Origin of the sequence: Luteibacter sp. 329MFSha, assembly GCF_900111665.1 — a bacterium.
Classification (GTDB): domain Bacteria; phylum Pseudomonadota; class Gammaproteobacteria; order Xanthomonadales; family Rhodanobacteraceae; genus Luteibacter.
Window position 1 is genome coordinate 152005 of record NZ_FOJE01000005.1, and the last position, 16650, is coordinate 168654.

The 16650-nt window shown below is 68.0% G+C and carries 13 protein-coding genes; 5 read left to right on the forward strand and 8 right to left on the reverse strand.

The features are described 5' to 3' along the window. The first annotated feature begins 149 nt into the window (after positions 1–149). Entirely contained in the window at positions 150–1763 is a 1614-nt protein-coding gene (locus tag BMW54_RS17765) for an ABC-F family ATP-binding cassette domain-containing protein (protein WP_090058809.1), read from the forward strand. Between the two features lie 7 nt (positions 1764–1770). Here BMW54_RS17765 and BMW54_RS17770 read toward each other — a convergent pair whose 3' ends face one another. Next, positions 1771–3675: an LTA synthase family protein gene (locus BMW54_RS17770; RefSeq protein WP_217642676.1), complete on the reverse strand. Its 1905-nt coding sequence runs from the start codon at positions 3673–3675 to the stop codon at positions 1771–1773. Positions 3676–3808: 133 nt separating this feature from the next. Here BMW54_RS17770 and BMW54_RS17775 point away from each other — a divergent pair, with 133 nt between their 5' ends. Further along, entirely contained in the window at positions 3809–4429 is a 621-nt protein-coding gene (locus BMW54_RS17775; RefSeq protein WP_175472919.1) for a YrbL family protein, read from the forward strand. Here the strand turns inward: BMW54_RS17775 and BMW54_RS17780 are convergent. Continuing rightward, a complete protein-coding gene (locus BMW54_RS17780) occupies positions 4426–6117 on the reverse strand; it encodes an ArnT family glycosyltransferase (RefSeq protein WP_090058816.1) in 1692 nt (563 codons plus the stop codon). The genes BMW54_RS17775 and BMW54_RS17780 overlap by 4 nt on opposite strands. 244 nt (positions 6118–6361) lie before the next feature. On the opposite strand from BMW54_RS17780, the gene BMW54_RS17785 reads away from it, so the two are divergent. The 3 genes from BMW54_RS17785 to BMW54_RS17795 are packed head-to-tail and all read left to right on the forward strand — an operon-like array spanning position 6362 to position 10416. Beyond that, positions 6362–6904 (forward strand): RNA polymerase sigma factor, encoded by a 543-nt coding sequence (locus BMW54_RS17785; RefSeq protein ID WP_090058818.1) that lies wholly within the window; start codon positions 6362–6364, stop codon positions 6902–6904. Beyond that, a complete protein-coding gene (locus tag BMW54_RS17790) occupies positions 6901–7926 on the forward strand; it encodes a FecR family protein (protein ID WP_090058821.1) in 1026 nt (341 codons plus the stop codon). Before BMW54_RS17785 ends, BMW54_RS17790 begins: the two co-directional genes overlap by 4 nt. Positions 7927–7956: 30 nt before the next feature. Further along, entirely contained in the window at positions 7957–10416 is a 2460-nt protein-coding gene (locus tag BMW54_RS17795; RefSeq protein ID WP_090058824.1) for a TonB-dependent siderophore receptor, read from the forward strand. Between the two features lie 110 nt (positions 10417–10526). Here BMW54_RS17795 and BMW54_RS17800 read toward each other — a convergent pair whose 3' ends face one another. The 6 genes from BMW54_RS17800 to cyoA all read right to left on the reverse strand — a co-directional run bounded on the left by BMW54_RS17800 (position 10527) and on the right by cyoA (position 16499). Next, entirely contained in the window at positions 10527–11468 is a 942-nt protein-coding gene (locus BMW54_RS17800; RefSeq protein ID WP_175472920.1) for a DUF535 family protein, read from the reverse strand. Between the two features lie 115 nt (positions 11469–11583). After that, the gene (locus tag BMW54_RS17805; protein WP_090058828.1) at positions 11584–12360 is read right to left on the reverse strand and encodes an SURF1 family protein; all 777 of its coding nucleotides are present in this window, start codon (positions 12358–12360) and stop codon (positions 11584–11586) included. Then, positions 12357–12767: a cytochrome o ubiquinol oxidase subunit IV gene (gene cyoD, locus BMW54_RS17810; RefSeq protein ID WP_090058831.1), complete on the reverse strand. Its 411-nt coding sequence runs from the start codon at positions 12765–12767 to the stop codon at positions 12357–12359. Before cyoD ends, BMW54_RS17805 begins: the two co-directional genes overlap by 4 nt. Next, on the reverse strand, positions 12764–13339 hold the full coding sequence (gene cyoC, locus BMW54_RS17815; protein ID WP_254779459.1) for a cytochrome o ubiquinol oxidase subunit III: 576 nt from the start codon (positions 13337–13339) through the stop codon (positions 12764–12766). The genes cyoD and cyoC overlap by 4 nt, the downstream gene beginning before the upstream one ends. A 52-nt stretch (positions 13340–13391) precedes the next feature. Next, the gene (cyoB, locus tag BMW54_RS17820; RefSeq protein ID WP_217642680.1) at positions 13392–15365 is read right to left on the reverse strand and encodes a cytochrome o ubiquinol oxidase subunit I; all 1974 of its coding nucleotides are present in this window, start codon (positions 15363–15365) and stop codon (positions 13392–13394) included. Positions 15366–15437: 72 nt separating this feature from the next. Continuing rightward, the gene (gene cyoA / locus BMW54_RS17825; RefSeq protein WP_217642677.1) at positions 15438–16499 is read right to left on the reverse strand and encodes a ubiquinol oxidase subunit II; all 1062 of its coding nucleotides are present in this window, start codon (positions 16497–16499) and stop codon (positions 15438–15440) included. Positions 16500–16650 lie beyond the last annotated feature (151 nt).

Below are 16650 nucleotides of genomic sequence, written 5' to 3' on the forward strand. Positions count from 1 at the left end.
TGCCTGTGCCGCACCATGCAGGTATGATGACCGTCCGATTTCTCCCATAGAGGTATTCGTCCGATGCGCCAGTGATGCCCTTTGCCCGTCCCGGGCGAACTCGACCTTCCCGACTTCGGGGAAGCCGACGGCATGCATTGGAATCGCAGATGACGACGACGTACTTGGCGCTCGATGGCGCTTCTTTCATCCTGCCGGATGGCAGGACACTCTTTTCGGACCTCCACGACACCTTCGACGAACGGCGCACCGGGCTCGTCGGCCGCAACGGTGTCGGCAAGAGCGTGCTCGCCCGCGTGCTCGCCGGGCAGGCCGAAGCGACGAGCGGGCGCGTCGTGCGCCATGGAACGGTGTACTACCTCGCGCAGCGCGTCGCCGACGACGTGGACGAGACGGTCGCCTCGCTCGCAGGCGTCGGCGCGACGATCGACGCACTCGGCCGCATCGAGGCGGGCAGCAGCGATCCGGCCGACTTCGACGCGGTGGACGATCGCTGGGACGCGCGCGAGCGACTGCGCGACGCGCTGGACGCCGACGGCCTCGCGCATGTGGGCGTGGGCGATCCGGCACGGCGGCTGAGCGGCGGCGAAGCGATGCGCGTCGCCCTGCTCGGCGCGCGCCTGCGTGGCGCGGATTACCTGATCCTCGATGAGCCGAGCAACCATCTGGATGGCGCGGCGCGCGTGGCGTTGCTCGACTGGATCCGCGCGTGGCCGGGCGGACTGCTCGTCGTCAGCCATGACCGGACCCTGCTGCGCGCGATGGAGCGCATCGTGGAACTCACACCATCCGGGCTGCGCAGTTACGGCGGCGGTTACGACGTTTACGCCGAGGCGCGTCAGCGGGAGCGTGAGAACGCCCTGCGCGAGCTGGAGGCGCGCAAGGCGGAAAGGAAGCGCGGTGAGGCGGCGCTGCGCGATCAGCGGGAGCGTCAGGAGCGACGGCAGTCGCGTGGCAGGAAGGATGCCGCCGACGCGAACCAGGCACCGATCCTGCTCGGCGGGCAGAAAGGACGTAGCGAAGCGAGCGCCGGCCGGCTCCGGCGGCGGCAGGAGGACGCGCGCGATGCGCTGTCCGCGCGCGTGGCCGATGCGTCGAAGCGCGTCGACGACGACGCGTCGGTGGCACTGCTCGTACCCGCTGGAACGGCCGGCGGCCCGCGCCGCGTGGCCTTGCTCGATGGCGTCACCCTTCCCTTCGTGCGCGGTGCGGCGGCACGCGTCGACCTGATCGTGGGCGCGGGCCAGCGCATTGGCGTCGTCGGGCCGAACGGCAGTGGCAAGTCGACGTTGCTGCACGTGCTCGCAGGGAACCGCGACCCGATCGACGGCCGCCGCGACGTGCCGGCGCGCGTGGCCTTCCTGGATCAGCGCCTGGCGGCGCTGGACGCCTCGCGTCCGCTGATCGATCAGATGCGCGAGGCGAATCCCGCCGCCGGCGAGGATGCGCTGCGATTGCGGCTCGCCTTGCTCGGCATCGACGCGGGCGGCATCTCGGCGAAGGTCGGCAGCCTCAGTGGCGGCGAGCGGCTGAAGGCCGCGCTGGCGCACGCGCTGGTGGCGGAGCCGCCACCGGGCCTGCTGCTGCTCGACGAGCCGGGCAACCACCTCGACCTCGCGTCGCTCGAGGCGCTGGAGGCGATGCTGTCGCAGTACGACGGCGCGCTCGTCGTCGTATCGCACGACGAGGCGTTCCTCGACCGGCTAGGGCTGACGCACCGCCTGGAGGTAACGGCGAGCGGCTGGGTGATGCAGCCGCTCTGAGCATCCGTTACTTCGACTCGCCTTTCGGAGGCAGGCGGTATCGCTGGTTGCCGTACGCCCAACTGGGCCAGAGGGCGTGCGCGAGGGCCGTCTTCTCCAGCTGCGGATCGACGGCCTCGGGGTCGAGCTTCTCGCCCTGCACGAGATAGTGGTACTGGGTCGCCTCCTGGTTCGGGCGCAGCACGACCAGCGTGTCGCCCTTGAGGTAACCGTAGTTGTCGCCGTACTGCATGATCGCGCGATCGGGATAGCGCTGCGTCAGGTCAGCACCGAGCATGGGATGCTCGCTGCTGATGCCGATGAGCGAGAGCAACGTCGGTGCGAGGTCGACCTGGCTGACGATGTGATCGTCCTTCTTCACCGGCACGCCGGCGCCGATGATCAGCGCGGGAATGTGGAAGTGGCGGACGGGCACGAGGCTCGCGCCGAAGACGCGCGCATCGTGGTCGGCGACGACGAGGAACACGGTGTGGTTCCAGTACGGCGACTGCTTCGCCTTCTCGAAGAACCGGCCGATCGACCAGTCCGCGTAGCGCACGGCGTTCGCGTTGCTCGCGGGATCGCCCTCGGCCTGGATGCGGCCGGCCGGGTATTCCCACGGCGTGTGGTTCGAGACGGAGAACGCGACGGTCAGGGTGGGCTTCTCGCCGTCGTCCATCAGGCGGTGATGCAGCTCGTTGAACATGTCCTCGTCGGACGCACCCCAGGAACCGACGAACGACGGCTTCGTTTCGAACGTCGCGCGGTCGACGACTTCGTTGAAGCCGTTGCCGAAGAAGAACGAGCGCATGTTGTCGAAGTGCGCCTCGCCGCCATAAAGGAAGCGCGTGTGGTAGCCGAACGTGTCGAGCAGCGCGCCGAGCGTGAAGAAGTCGCGCTGGCTGCGCGGCAGCTTCAGCACCGCTTCGGCCGGTGTGGGCAGGAAGCCCGTCGTCACCGCTTCGAGGCCGCGCGCGCTGCGCGTGCCGGTGGCGTAGGCACGCGTCAGCCACCAGCCGTCGTTCGAAAGCTTGTCGAGTTCCGGCGTGTAGCCGGCGCCGCCGAGGCTGCCGACGAACTGCGCACCGAGGCTTTCCTCGAGGATGATCACGAGGTTCAGCGGCTTGTCGCCCTGCCGCGTCGCCTGCTGGCGATGCAGGCTCGGGTACGTCGGATCGAGCGGCGCGCCGTCGAAACCGGCGGCGGCGCGCACGATCGACTGCATCTCGTCTTCCGGCATCTTGCCGTACACGGCCGACGCGGAACGCTCGTTGCCGAGCGCGATGGCGGCGTTGAGCACGTTGTAGAGGGAGTCGAGCGGCAGCGTGTTGACCATCGCGTCGCTGGTGAACGCCACCTGCGACGCGTTGAGCGGACGGTGCTGCAGCGTACCGCGGCCGCCGAGGAAGAGGACGACGAAGATCAGCGCCGTCGCCACCGGGCGCAACCAGCCGCGCATCGGACGCGCATCCGGACGGCGCGTCGGCAGCAGGCGGAAGCCGAGCCAGCCGAGCAGGACGAAGACGACGAGCCCGGCGCCGACGGAGAGCTTGTAGCCCTGCCAGAGCATGGATGCCACTTCGTTGGGGCTGGTCAGGTACTCGAACCAGAGGCGGTTCGGCCGGGTGTCGTACTCGACGATGAACTGCGGCGTGGAGACTTCCAGCAGCACGAAGGCCAGCCACCAGAAGCGCAGCCACCAGGCGGCCAGCCGGGTGGGCCATGCGCGATGGCCCAGCCATGGCGACAGCAGCGCCGGCCAGGCGACGATCATCGCCACCAGGGAGATGTCGATGCGCCAGCCGCCGAGCAGGATGGGCCAGATGCCACCGGCATCGTGCACGCGGCCCCACTGCCAGACCGACAGGCCGATACGTGAGAGCGTCAGGAAGACGAGGGCGACGACGATGAAACGCCAGGAAAGCTTGCGCACGAGTAGGTCCCGGATCGAGCGCGGCGGACGGCCGCGCATGGAAAACGCATGTTACTGGCCCGTGACTTTACACTGTGCGCCTTGTCAGCAACTTACGGCCGCCTTTCGCCGACGGCCCCAGCGAGGATCCACGATGTTCAGACTGGCCGATGCCACGCCGATCGCCACGGGCCACGTCCGCGAGGTGTACCAGCATCCCGACGACGAGAACCTCCTGATCAAGGTGATCTCCGCCGCGTCCATCGAGCAGCGCTGGAACGACACGCCGTGGTACCGGCGCCTGGCGCGCAGCGGCCCGTACAAGGACTTCGTGCGCGAGTTCCGGGAGTACGTCACGAGCATCTACGTGGGCGGGTACGAGACCTCGCCGATCGCGCGCGTCGTGGGGCTGGAGATGACCGACATCGGCCTCGGCCAGATCGTGGAGAAGGTGCGGACCCCGGACGGCCGCCTCGCCCCGACGCTGCACGACTGGGTGAAGGCGGAAGGCTTCACGCGCAGGACGGAGCAGGAACTCGAAAGCTTCTACGCCCGGCTGCTTTCGCACAACACCATCGCCGCCGACCTCCACGCCTGGAACGTGGTCTACGGCGAGGATTCACGCGGCGGCCCGCGGCTCGTGATGATCGACGGCTTCGGCGAGAAGAACATCGTGCCGCACTGCTCGATGAACCGCGCGCACAACGCGTCGCGCACGAAGAAGAAGTACGAGCGGATGCTCCGGCGCACGCGCGCCGAGGCACCCGCGGTCTAAGGCCGCGTCGGGCCGGGTTCGCAACCGGCCCGCGTCGCTTCCGCGGGCAGCAGCGAGAAGCTGACCCGGTTCGCCTTCCCGAGTGGCACCGCCTTGCCCGCCACGACGCATGCGTCGAGCGCCTGGTCGTTGATGAGGATCCACCGATGCGCCGGATCGGCCGCCTGCCAGGCGCGCGCATCGCGCAACTGGCTGGCCGCGTCGCGCGCGAATCCGAACTCGGCGACCGGCCGCCGCGCCTGATACATCAGTTCCTCGCGCCAGAGGACGAGCCCGAGCTGGCCATCGGGGCCGATCGTCGTATCGGCCTCTTCCATGAGCTGGCGGGTCGACTGGTTCGCATCGAGCAGCGGGAAGGTGCCGAGGGGCCAGATGATCCATGCGAGCGCCATGCCGCCGGCGAGCGCGGCCACGCCACGGCGCGGCCGCGCGATCGCCGCGGCGAGGAAAAAGCCCGCGCCGACGAGGATGACGCAGATCCATAGCGCCTCGCCGTGGCCGCTCAACTCGTAGCCCTCGGCGATACGGCGCGCCGCCTTCGGCGCCTTGATCAGGGCCCACAGGCCGGCCGCGCCGAAGATCGCGCCGCAGGCGATTCCGATCGCGAACGCCGCGCGCTGCAGCCAGCGCGTCCTGAGCAGCTCCAGCACGTACGGCGCCATCGCGAGCGCCAGCATCGGCAGGGCCGGGAGGATGTAGATCTCGCGCTTGCCGCTCGGGATCGAGAAGAACACGAGCACCAGCACGACCCACAGCAGCGGCATCCACACGCGCCCGTCCCGCTGGCGCAGCGCCTCGCGCCATGGCTTCGCCACGAACGGGATCAGCAGCCAGGTCGGCACCCAGTGCGTCAGGATGACCAGCAGGAAGTACCAGGGGGCTTCCTCGTGCTGCCAGGAGTTCGCGTAACGCTCCGCCGTCTGGCGGAACAGGATGTCCCGCACGTACGCCATGTGCTCCGGCGTCGGCTGGCCGTACGCCGTGAGCAGCATCGGCGCCAGCCAGAGGGACACCGCGACGAGGAACGCCGCCGCGCCGCCGGCCCATCGCCAGCCATCGCCGCGCGTCGTCGTGATGCCCGGCCAAGCGCGCACGCGCAGCAGCACGTACGGCAGCAGCATCAGCAGGACGATGACGCCCACGCCCTTCGTGATCACGCCCAGGCCGGCCGCGAAGCAGCCCAGCCAGTACATGCGCCAGTTCGGGCCGCGCAGGCAGTGCAGCAGGATCCCGGTGTTGCCCAGGGTGATCCAGAAGAGATTGAGGGGATCGATCTGGGCGTGACGGATCACGTCCACGAACTGCATGGTCGCCAGCACCAGCCCGGCGGCGACCAGCCCGACGCGCGGGCTCCACAGCCGACGGCCGAGGTGCCAGACCAGCGCCAGGGTGCCGAGGCCGGAAAGCAGCGAGGTCAGCAGGAACGCGCCGCGCCAGCCGCCGGTGATCCACATCCAGAAGGCTTCCGTCCACATGAGCATGGGCGGCTTGTCGGAATACAGCTCCGCGCCCCGCTGGGGGAACAGCCATTGGCCGGTTTCGAGCATCTGGCGGGCCACGAGGGCGAAGCGGGGTTCGTCCGGTGGCCACGGGTCGCGCACGCCGATGCCGGCCGCGAGCACGACCAGCGCGATCAGCATGAACCAGGCGAATTCACGTAAGGGGAGGCGTTCGTCGTTCTGTGGCATCTCGACCGGCGGTCCTGGCGGGCTGGGGCGATCCTAGCCGAAGAAAAGTCTTTCTACCCTATCAAGGGCTTAGTCGACGTGACCGCATTTTCTCGCCGAAGCCGTTTCAATTTCGTGGAGCTGGCACGTCTTAAGGGTTCGCCGGTGCGGAAATCGGCGTTCGTCCCTGCCCGTACGGGCGCCGATTTCCCACCGTGCGACCATAAGCATCCTCCTCCAGCCCATGAACGCGGTCAGGCAAACCATGGATCCATCCGAGGCGGCCGCCTCGTCGGGCGGCAACCGGGCCCGGCAGGTCGTCGACCTGTTCCGTGAGCACAACGCGGCGCTCGTCGCCTTCCTCCGCGCGCGCCTGAATTCGCTGGCCGACGCCCAGGAAGTGGCGCAGGAGGTCTACCTCAAGCTGCTCTCGCTGAGCGACGACACGGTGATCGACTCGCCGCGCGCGTTCCTCTTCCGCGCGGCGTCCAACCTCGCTGTCGACCGGATCCGCATGCGCAACGTGCGGGCGACGGCGCCGGTGGACCCCGATGCCGACGACTGGCATGTCACGCCCGTTCCCGAGCAGCACGCGTCGGCCCACGAACAGTGGCGGGACCTGCGCGTTGCGCTGGACGAGCTGCCGCCGAAAACGAGTCGCGCCTTCGTGATGCACATGATCGACGGACGCGACTTCGCGGCCATCGCGCGTGAGATGAATCTGAGCGAGCGCATGGTGCGCTACCACGTCGGCAATGCCCTGGCGCATTGCCGAGAACGCCGCGACAGCGCGGAGAACCCCCGATGACGACGACCACCTCCCCGTTCGACCGGCCACTCGAGCACACCGCCGCCGACTGGTGGACGCGGCTGCGCGATCCTTCCCTGCCCGACGCCGAGCTCCTCGCCTGGAGCGAGTGGCTGGAGGCCGATCCGCGTCACGCCGATGCCTTCGACCAGGCGTCCGCCCTCGCCGAGTCCATCGCCGCCATGGGGGGCGCCGAGCGCCGTGCGTTCGTGGACCGCTACGCCCCCGCGACGGCGCCGCACCCCGCGCGCGCCCGTCGTCCGCGCTTCGCCCTGGCGCTCGCCGCCGGTGTCGCGCTGGCGGTCGTGGGCGCGGGCGCGTTCCTTGCCCTGAAGCCCCGCACGCCGGACGTGAGCGCCAGCTACGCCAGCGAACGCGCCGGTCATCGCGACATCGCGCTTCCCGACGGCTCGAGCATCGAGCTGGGCGGCGCCAGTTCGGTGACCGCGCGCTACGGCCGCGACGAGCGCATGGTCGATCTCGACGCGGGCGAGGCGTTCTTCCGCGTCGCGCACGCGGAGCGTCCCTTCATCGTCAACGCCGGGCCTCTGCGGATCCGCGACCTCGGCACCGCGTTCAACGTCCGCCGCACGGGCGAGCGGGTCACGGTCACGGTGACGGAAGGCCGCGTTCGCGTGTCCCCGATGGCGGCGCAGAGCGACGCCGGCACGGTCGAACTGGGCGCCGGTCGCGAAGTCTCGTTTGATCCTGAGACTCAGGCGATGCGCATCCTCGACGTCGATCCGGCCCACGCCGTCGCCTGGCGAGGCCACCGGCTGGAGTTCGTCAACGAGCCGCTGGCGTCGGTGGTGGAGAACGTGAACCGCTACAGCAAGCGCCCGATTCGCCTGGCGGACCCCGCGCTGGGCAAGCTGACGTTTACCGGTACGGTCGAGGTCGATACCATCGACAGCTGGGTGGCGGCCCTGCCGCGGGTCTTCCCGGTGCGCGTCGCCACCTACCCCGATCGACTGGAGCTCGCCCGTCAGACGACGATGGCGCGGAGTGCCCAGCCGCGCTGAAAACCCAAGGGGCCGCAGGTCTTGCCGTACATGCTTCGCGGGCGCCGGCGCGCACTCACCGGCGCGTTCGCGCTGGTCGTCGCGATGCGCTGCGCCAGCGCGGCCGACGCCGCGGCCGACGGCAACCTGCCTCCCAAGGCGTTTTCCATCGATCCGCAACCGCTGGCGACCGCCCTGCTCGCGTGGGGCCAGCAGGCCAACGTGCAGGTGCTCACCGCCTCCGGATCGATCGCGAACTGGCGCACCAGCGGTGCGAAAGGCGTGCTGACGCCGAACCAGGCGCTCGACGAACTGCTCGAAGGCACCGACCTGGAGCGCGAGTCCTACGACACGCGCACCGTCGTCGTCCGCCAGCGCCAGAAGGCGGGGAACGCGACGCCCGCGCCCATCGACAACGAGGTGACGTTCGATCCGACCAGCGTGGTGCCGCTGGCGACGGTCGACGTGCGCGGCCTCGTCTCCGACACCGGCTTCAAGGCTGATTCGACCCGCACGGTCACGCGCAACGAAACCCGCCTGAGCGACGTGCCGCAATCGGTCACGGTGGTCACCAAGCAGGCCATCGAATCGCAGCAGGCGGTCGACATCGGCGACGTGGCGCGTTACGTCGCCGGCGTCCAGTACGTGGATGGTTACGGCGGATCGCCACTTTTCCTCATCCGCGGCTTCGATGCCGGGCATGGGATGACGGACGGCATGCCGAACGGCATCGCCCGCACCGAAGACCTGCCTCCGCTCATCGGCATCGAGCGCGTCGAAGTGCTGCGCGGCCCGGAAGCGATCCTCGGCGACGCCTCGCAGAACAACAATTTCGGTGGCTCCATCAACGTCGTCATGAAGCGGCCGCAGGCGAGCACCGTGCGCACGCTGACCTATTCGCTCGGCGAGTACGACGGCGCACGCGTGGGTCTCGATCTCGCCGGCACCGCGTCGAAGGACGGTGCTTTCACCTATCGCCTCGTCGCCGCGGGACAACGCGGCGAGAAGACGCCGCAGGGTTACGGCGGCGGGCGCGGCGCCTACCTCGCCCCGTCGCTCGCGTGGCAGGGCGACCGCACGCGCGTGATGGCGGGGCTGGAATTCGTCGACAACCGCGTGCCGGGGCCCGACCACTCGGTATTGCTGGGTCCGACGCTTTCTACCGCGACGCTTTCGGACGTCTCGTCGAACGATCCGACGGACGTCTCCACGTTCCGCACCAGCCGCGCCGTGTTCGAGGTGGATCACGACGTCGCCGACGACTGGACGTTCCACAGCCAAGGCCAGTACGTGCGCCAGCACAGCGACGGCCGCAGCCAGTCGTACCTGATCGGTGGCTTCGCCGGTTCGCTCGACGCGGTGGATCGCCGCTTCCGTTATTCGGGCACCTACTGGACGTGGCAGAACGACCTCACCACGCGCTTCGAGCACGGCGACGTCACGCACACGCTGCTGCTGGGTGTCGATCTTGCGCGCACGCACGCCGGCGACGACGGTAACGGCAGTGTGGAGGTAAGCGACGACATGGCGGGCACGTCGGATCGCGGGTCCGTCATCGTGACGCGGCCCATCGCGTACGACCTGCGCACGACGAGCGACTTCTCGAAGAAGTACAACGCGATGGTCACGCCCGTGAGCACGACGGTGCAGAATCTCGGCGGCTCGTGGCAAACCAACGCGGGCATCTACCTGCAGGACCAGATCGCGATCGGCGAGGACTGGAACGTGCTCGCCGCGCTTCGCCGCACCAGCTATCGGCTCGAGACGCGATGGGAAGACGGCTCGCCGCGGCGCGTGCACCAGTCGCGCTGGATTCCGAAGCTCGGCGTCGTGTACAAGCTGTCGCCCGATGTCGCGCTGTACGCGGACACCTCCACCGGCTTCCAGCCCGATCCGCTGCTCGGCAAGGATGGCCAGCCGCTGCCGGTGGCGACGTCGCGGCAGGTGGAGGTCGGCGGAAAGTTCGATCTCTTCGACCAGCGGGCGCGCCTCACGGCGGCGGTCTACCGCATCCGCGTCGATCACAGCGTCGACCTCGTCTCGCCCGAGCCGCCGTTCTTCGCCACGCCCGGCCCCGGACAGACCAACCGCGGACTGGAAGTGGAGTTCGCGGGCGAAGTGGCACCCGGGCTCGACGTGCTGGCCAGCCTCACCGAGGCGCGCATCCACAACAACGACGACACCCGTCCGACCGGCGCGCCGAAGCACCAGGCCGCCGTATGGGGCAGCTACCGCTTCGGCAGCGGCGAGGTGAAGCCGTGGGGCGTGGCCGCCGGCGTGCTCGCGCGGAGCCGCAGCCTCGGTCGCACCACCGCCGACGGCCGCTATTTCGGCATCCCCGGCCAGGCCAGCGTCGAGGCGAACGTTTCCCGCTACGGCGAGCGCTGGCGCGTCACGCTCGGCGTGAAGAACCTTTTCGACCGCACGCTCTACGCGGTGAATTTCGACGAGACGTTCGTGCCGGTACGGCAGGGGCGCGTGGTGCTGCTGACGGGGTGTTACGACTTTTGATCGATGGCGCGTTCGTGCGTTTTGGGGACGGCGACTTTCGCGAACAGCTACAGGTCCTGTGGCTCACGGCCCCAAAAGGCGTCGCGGCCAGGGCCGCTCCCACGGCGCTCCTACAACACTGCGTGTTGTCTTGCGAATGCCCTGAGCGCCACGTCGCACGCTTCGCGGCGGAACGCGTCGCGCTCGGCGCGGCCGCTCGCCGTGTCGATACGGGGAATCTCGTAGCAGCCGTCCGGCCCCATGATGCCGCCGTGGCGTTTCCAGAAGCGGTCATAGGCCGCGGCGGTGACGCCGGTACGGCGGTCCAGCGGATGGGCGGCGCGTGAGACGCCGCGGACCCGCTCGATGCCGTAATGCGTCGCGAGCGCCCGGACCACCGAGAGCAGCAGGTCGCGGGGTCGCAGGCCGCCGGTCGCGCGCGTGAAACGGGCGATCGCGTTGCGGCCGAGGTACGCCCACGACCCGCGCATCGCGCCGATCAGCAACCCTTGCTCGCCCGCGAAGGTCACCGTGCACGACGACACCACTTCCTTGTCGCCGTTGAGCAGGAACAGCCCCAGCTCGCCGGTGCATTCATGCTCCGGCGCGCGCGCATGCAGGTAGGCGATTTCACCGTTGCCGAGCGGCAGCGTCGCGAGCCGCACGTCGTGGCCCCGGAGCATGCGGTTGCTCAGCCGCTCGGGGAACTGTCGGGCGACGAAGCGGTAATGCGATTCGATCATGCGCGCGCGGATGTCGAGATCGAACGAGCGCGAGATGTAGTGCGACTGCCAGCGTTCGTAGACCCGGGGGTTCGTCTCGGCCGCGGCCCGCATGACGCGGGAGGTGCCCACAAGCCGCAGCCACTCGGCCTGGCGCTTGAACGCCGCGAGCGTGCGCAGGAGGTAGGCGAGCCGTCGCTCGGGCATGGGACGCGACCGGCGCAATGCCGCGCGACGCCTCGCATGGCCGATCACGAGGGCCAGCGGGCCGCGCTCCTTCGGCTGGCGGGGCGACGCCCAGCCGTGGGGCAGGTCGTCGAACGGCGCACTGTGTGGGTAACGGGACTGCATGTCCTTAAGACGTGCAGGGCGCGGAAAATTGAAATGGGCAAGACAGGTGGGAGCCGATCGCATCGGCGATCCCGCGCAGCGGGCCCGGTGCCGGGGACGCCGTAACGCCGGAGGATCAGCCGCTCCGCTTGCGCCGCTCGTCGCGCCAGACGACCCAGGCGCCCAGCAGGGTGAGCAGGGCCAGGCCGTACCAGGTCAGGGCGTAGCTGAGGTGGTTGTCCGGGAAGGCGATCACGGTGAGGCCGCCGACGGGACCCTCGTTGCCGTCGCCGCGACCCGGCGAGGACGCCGCGTCCGCATCGACGAAGTAAGGCGCCACGTCCGACAGCCCCCGGGCCGCCGCGATCGCCGGGACGTCGCGGGAATACCAGCGGTCGGCCGCGGGATCGTTCGGCTGGAGGAAGGCGCCCTTCGGCTCGCTGATGCGCAGCAGGCCCGACACGGTCGTCTCACCCGAGGGCCCCGTCGCGCATGTGGCCTTGCCGCCACACCAGGCGGGCGACACGAAGCCGCGGTTGACGATGACCACGTCGCCGTCGCGCAAGCGCATCGGCGTCAGCAGCCACGAGCCCATGCCGAGTTCGGTACTGGCCCGAACGCGCACGCTGCGGTCCTGCAGGAACTCGCCGGTCAGCTTCACGCGGCGGTACTCGTCGTCGGCCGCGGTGATCCTCGGCCACTGTGCACGCCCCGGGGCATCGACCGGCGCGGCATGGACGCGCGCGTCGACGCGCGCCACGAGGTCGTGCTTCCAGGCGCGGCGATGCACCTGCCACGTACCGAGCGCGACGAAGCCCGCGAACAGCGCCACGCCAAGCAGCGACAGCGCTCCCAGAACGAAAACGCCGCGAGGACGCGGCGTTTTCTTCTCCGTGGCGACGTCCGCGCTCAAGGCAGGTTCTTCACCTGCTGCTCGGTCATCTGGTGCGACATGCCGGGCATCATGTTCGAGTTGAGATGGAACATGACCCAGATGGATCCCGCCAGGGTGATCACCACGATCACGAGGGTGAAGATCAGCGCCAGCATGTTCCAGCCGCCTTCCGACCGCGGGTTCATGTGCAGGAAGTAGATCATGTGGACCACGATCTGGATCGCGGCGAAGGTCAGGAGCACCACCGCCAGCGTCTGCGTGTTCGGGATGACCTTTTCCATCACGAGCCAGAACGGGATCGCCGTCAGGACCACGGCGAGGAAGAACCCCATCATGTAGCCCTTCAGGGTGCTGTGACCGACGCCGTCGTCGTGGTGGTCGTCGTGCGCGCCATGCGCGCCGTGCGAATCGATCTGCGCGCTCATGGCAGGGATCCCATCAGGTAAACGAAGGTGAAGACACCGATCCAGACCACGTCGAGGAAGTGCCAGAACATCGACAGGCACATGATGCGACGCTTGTTGGCCGGCGTGAGTCCGAGGCGACCCACCTGGAACAGCAGGGTGATCAGCCAGATGATGCCGAAGGTGACGTGCAGGCCGTGCGTGCCGACGAGCGTGAAGAACGACGACAGGAAGGCGCTGCGCTGCGGGCCCGCGCCCTCATGGATGAGGTGCGAGAACTCCCACAGCTCGATGCCGAGGAACGCGGCGCCGAAGAGGCCGGTGATGATGAGCCAGGCCATCATCGTGCCCTTGCGGTCCTTCTGCATCTCGAGCACGGCGAAGCCGTACGTGATCGAGGACAGGAGCAGCATGGTCGTGTTGACCGCCACCAGGGGCAGGTCGAAGAGGTCGGCGCCGGACGGACCGCCCGCATAGCTTCGGCCGAGCACGCCGTAGGTGGCGAACAGGCAGGCGAAGATGAGGCAGTCGCTCATCAGGTAGATCCAGAACCCGAGCAACGTTCCGTTGGCCGGGTGGTGGTCTTCCTTCATCCAGAACTCGACGTCCTGTTCCGCAATGGCCGCGGAGGGCGTGGCGTGCATATCAGACATGGGCGGCAAGCTCTTCCGTGCGGGCGGCCTCGGTCCGGGCCACGACGTCGGCGGGGATGTAGTAATCGCGCTTGTAGTTGAACGTATGGCCGATCGCGGTGGCGACGAGCGCCACGAAAGCGATACCGGCGACGAGGAACATGTGCCAGATCATCGCGAAACCGAACACGAACGAGATACCGGCGAGGATCACGCCCGCGCCCGTGTTCTTCGGCATGTGGATCGGCAGGTAGCCTTCCAGGCGACGGCGCGCGTTGCGTTCCTTCATGTCCCACCAGGCATCGTTGTCGTGGATGACCGGCGTGAACGCGAAGTTGTAGGCGGGCGGCGGCGACGAGGTCGACCACTCGAGCGTGCGGCCGTGCCACGGATCGCCGGTGACGTCGCGCAGCTGGTCGCGACGCTTGTAGCTGACCCACAGCTGGATCAGGAACGAGCCGATGCCGAGGGCGACGAGGAACGCGCCGAACGCGGCGATCTGGAACCAGATCTGCAGCGACGGATCCTCGAAGTGGTTCATGCGGCGGGTGACGCCCATGAAGCCGAGGACATACAGCGGCGTGAAGGCCACCCAGAAACCGACCAGCCAGAACCAGAAGGAGCACTTGCCCCAGAACTCGTCGAGGCGATAGCCGAAAGCCTTCGGGAACCAGTAGTTGATGCCCGCGAACAGGCCGAAGATCACGCCGCCGATGATGACGTTATGGAAGTGCGCGATCAGGAACAGGCTGTTGTGCAGCAGGAAGTCGGCCGGCGGCACCGCGAGCATGACGCCGGTCATGCCGCCGATGACGAACGTGACCATGAAGCCGACGGTCCACAGCATGGGCACGTCGAACTTGATGCGGCCGCGGTACATCGTGAACAGCCAGTTGAAGATCTTCGCGCCCGTGGGGATCGAGATGATCATCGTGGTGATGCCGAAGAACGAGTTGACGCTCGCGCCGGATCCCATGGTGAAGAAGTGGTGCAGCCACACGAGGTACGACAGCACCGCGATCACGACCGTGGCGTAGACCATCGACGCGTAACCGAACAGGCGCTTGCGGCTGAAGGTCGCCACGACCTCGGAGAACACGCCGAACACCGGCAGCACAAGGATGTAGACCTCGGGGTGGCCCCAGATCCAGATCAGGTTCACGTACATCATGGCGTTGCCGCCGAAGTCGTTCGTGAAGAAGTTGGTGCCCGCGTAGCGATCGAGCGCCAGCAGCGCCAGCACCGCCGTCAGCACCGGGAAGGCGGCGACGATCAGCACGTTGGTCAGCAGCGAGGTCCAGGTGAAGACGGGCATCTTCATCATGGTCATGCCCGGCGCGCGCATCTTCACGATGGTGGCGAGCAGGTTGATGCCGGAGAGGGTGGTTCCCACGCCGGCCACCTGTAGCGACCATATGTAGTAGTCGACACCGACATCCGGACTCTGCGCCAGGCCCGAGAGCGGCGGATAGGCCAGCCAGCCCGTGCGGGCGAACTCACCGACGAACAGCGACGCCATCACCAGCATGGCGCCGGCGACCGTCATCCAGAAGCTGAAGTTGTTGAGGAACGGGAACGCGACGTCGCGCGCGCCGATCTGCAGCGGCACCACGTAGTTCATGAGGCCGGTGACCAGCGGCATCGCCACGAAGAAGATCATGATCACGCCGTGGGCGGTGAAGATCTGGTCGTAGTGATGCGGCGGCAGGAAGCCGGGATTGCCGTTGAAGGCGATCGCCTGCTGGGCGCGCATCATGATGGCGTCGGAGAAGCCGCGCAGCAGCATCACGATGCCGAGCACCATGTACATGATGCCGATCTTCTTGTGGTCGATGCTGGTGAACCACTCGCTCCACAGATAGCCCCAGAGCTTCGCCCGGGTGATCAGGGTGAGGAGGGCGATACCGCCGAGCGCCACCGCGATGAAGGTGCCGATGAGGATCGGCTCGTGGTACGGAATCGCCTCGATGGTGAGGCGTCCGAAGATCAGTTTGGCTAGATCGGGCATGTTCATTACCGGACTCGGCAAAGGCTTGAATACTTGGAAGGCGCCGCGCTCTTAGAGCGGACGTCCGGCAGGGGTCATCGGCTGGCCGCCGTTGCTCGCGACGCACAGGGCGCCCACGTAGCGACGGTCGTCGTCCGCCAGGCCGACGCGCGCACGGGTCGCGGCATCGAGCGAGGTGACGTTGTACGCGCCCACCACGCCCTGCCCGCCGCGGGCATCCAGCGCCATCATGTCGTTGGCGCACATGCGGTTGGATTCGACGCAGCGGTTGAGGATGGCGTTGTACAGGCCCGGGGCGACGGTGCCGTAGTAATGGACCGGCTCCTTCTCGCTCGGCTGTTCGAGCTTCAGGTAGTCCTCGCGGCCGAGCTCATCGGCGCTGGCCTTGGCCTTGGCCACCCAGGCGTCGAAGTCGCCTTCGGACAGGCTGTGGAAGCGGAAGCGCATGTCCGAGAAGCCGGCACCGCTGTAATTGGCCGAAATGCCTTCGAAATCGCCGGTTTTGTTCATCACGGCGTTGAGCTGCGTCTCCATGCCCGGCATGGCGTAGATCATGCCGGCCAGGGACGGCACGAAGAACGCGTTCATCACCGTGGAGGCGGTGATGTGGAATTCGATCGGGCGGTCGACCGGGGCGGCCATCTCGTTGACGGTGGCGATGCCCTGCTCCGGGTAGAGGAACAGCCACTTCCAGTCCAGCGCCACGACGTCGACGCGCAGCGGCTTCACGCCGGCGACCAGCGGACGGCCCTGCGACACCTGGTCGAGCGGGCGGTACGGGTCGAGCTTGTGGGTGCTGGTCCAGGTGATGGCGCCCAGGGCGATGATGATGAGCAGCGGGGCGGCCCAGATCAGCAGTTCCAGCACCGTGGAGTGGTTCCAGTCCGGGGCGTACTCGGCGCTGGCGGCCTTGTTCGACTCACGGTACTTCCAGGCGAAGTGCAGGATCATCACGATCACGGGGACCACGATGAGCAGCATCAGGACCACGGAAATGATGATCAGGTCGCGCTGCTGCCGGGCGATGTCGCCGGACGGCGAGAAAAGCACGGCATCGCAGCCCGAAAGGAGCAGGGCGAGGGCGGGGATCAGCAATCCGCGCAACATCTTCATGGACATTCGCATGATGGAGGCAACCGTGGGGACACGAAAAAATACGCCGATCCGCCTGCGCTCACCATAGGACACTTTGTCCCATGGCTCTACAAGCCGAGTAGTGCGATCCTTCGCTATCCTGCCATCCACCTCCCCGAGCGGGCCGAAT

Excerpts from the sequence above, each read along its gene's own strand:
- BMW54_RS17775 (WP_175472919.1), top strand. The coding sequence starts at position 3,809 with ATGTTCAGACTGGCCGATGCCACGCCGATCGCCACGGGCCACGTCCGC.
- cyoC (WP_254779459.1), bottom strand. The coding sequence starts at position 13,339 with ATGAAGGAAGACCACCACCCGGCCAACGGAACGTTGCTCGGGTTCTGG.
- BMW54_RS17765 (WP_090058809.1), top strand. The coding sequence starts at position 150 with ATGACGACGACGTACTTGGCGCTCGATGGCGCTTCTTTCATCCTGCCG.
- BMW54_RS17800 (WP_175472920.1), bottom strand. The coding sequence starts at position 11,468 with ATGCAGTCCCGTTACCCACACAGTGCGCCGTTCGACGACCTGCCCCAC.
- BMW54_RS17785 (WP_090058818.1), top strand. The coding sequence starts at position 6,362 with ATGGATCCATCCGAGGCGGCCGCCTCGTCGGGCGGCAACCGGGCCCGG.
- cyoA (WP_217642677.1), bottom strand. The coding sequence starts at position 16,499 with ATGAAGATGTTGCGCGGATTGCTGATCCCCGCCCTCGCCCTGCTCCTT.
- cyoD (WP_090058831.1), bottom strand. The coding sequence starts at position 12,767 with ATGAGCGCGCAGATCGATTCGCACGGCGCGCATGGCGCGCACGACGAC.
- BMW54_RS17790 (WP_090058821.1), top strand. The coding sequence starts at position 6,901 with ATGACGACGACCACCTCCCCGTTCGACCGGCCACTCGAGCACACCGCC.
- BMW54_RS17780 (WP_090058816.1), bottom strand. The coding sequence starts at position 6,117 with ATGCCACAGAACGACGAACGCCTCCCCTTACGTGAATTCGCCTGGTTC.
- BMW54_RS17795 (WP_090058824.1), top strand. The coding sequence starts at position 7,957 with ATGCTTCGCGGGCGCCGGCGCGCACTCACCGGCGCGTTCGCGCTGGTC.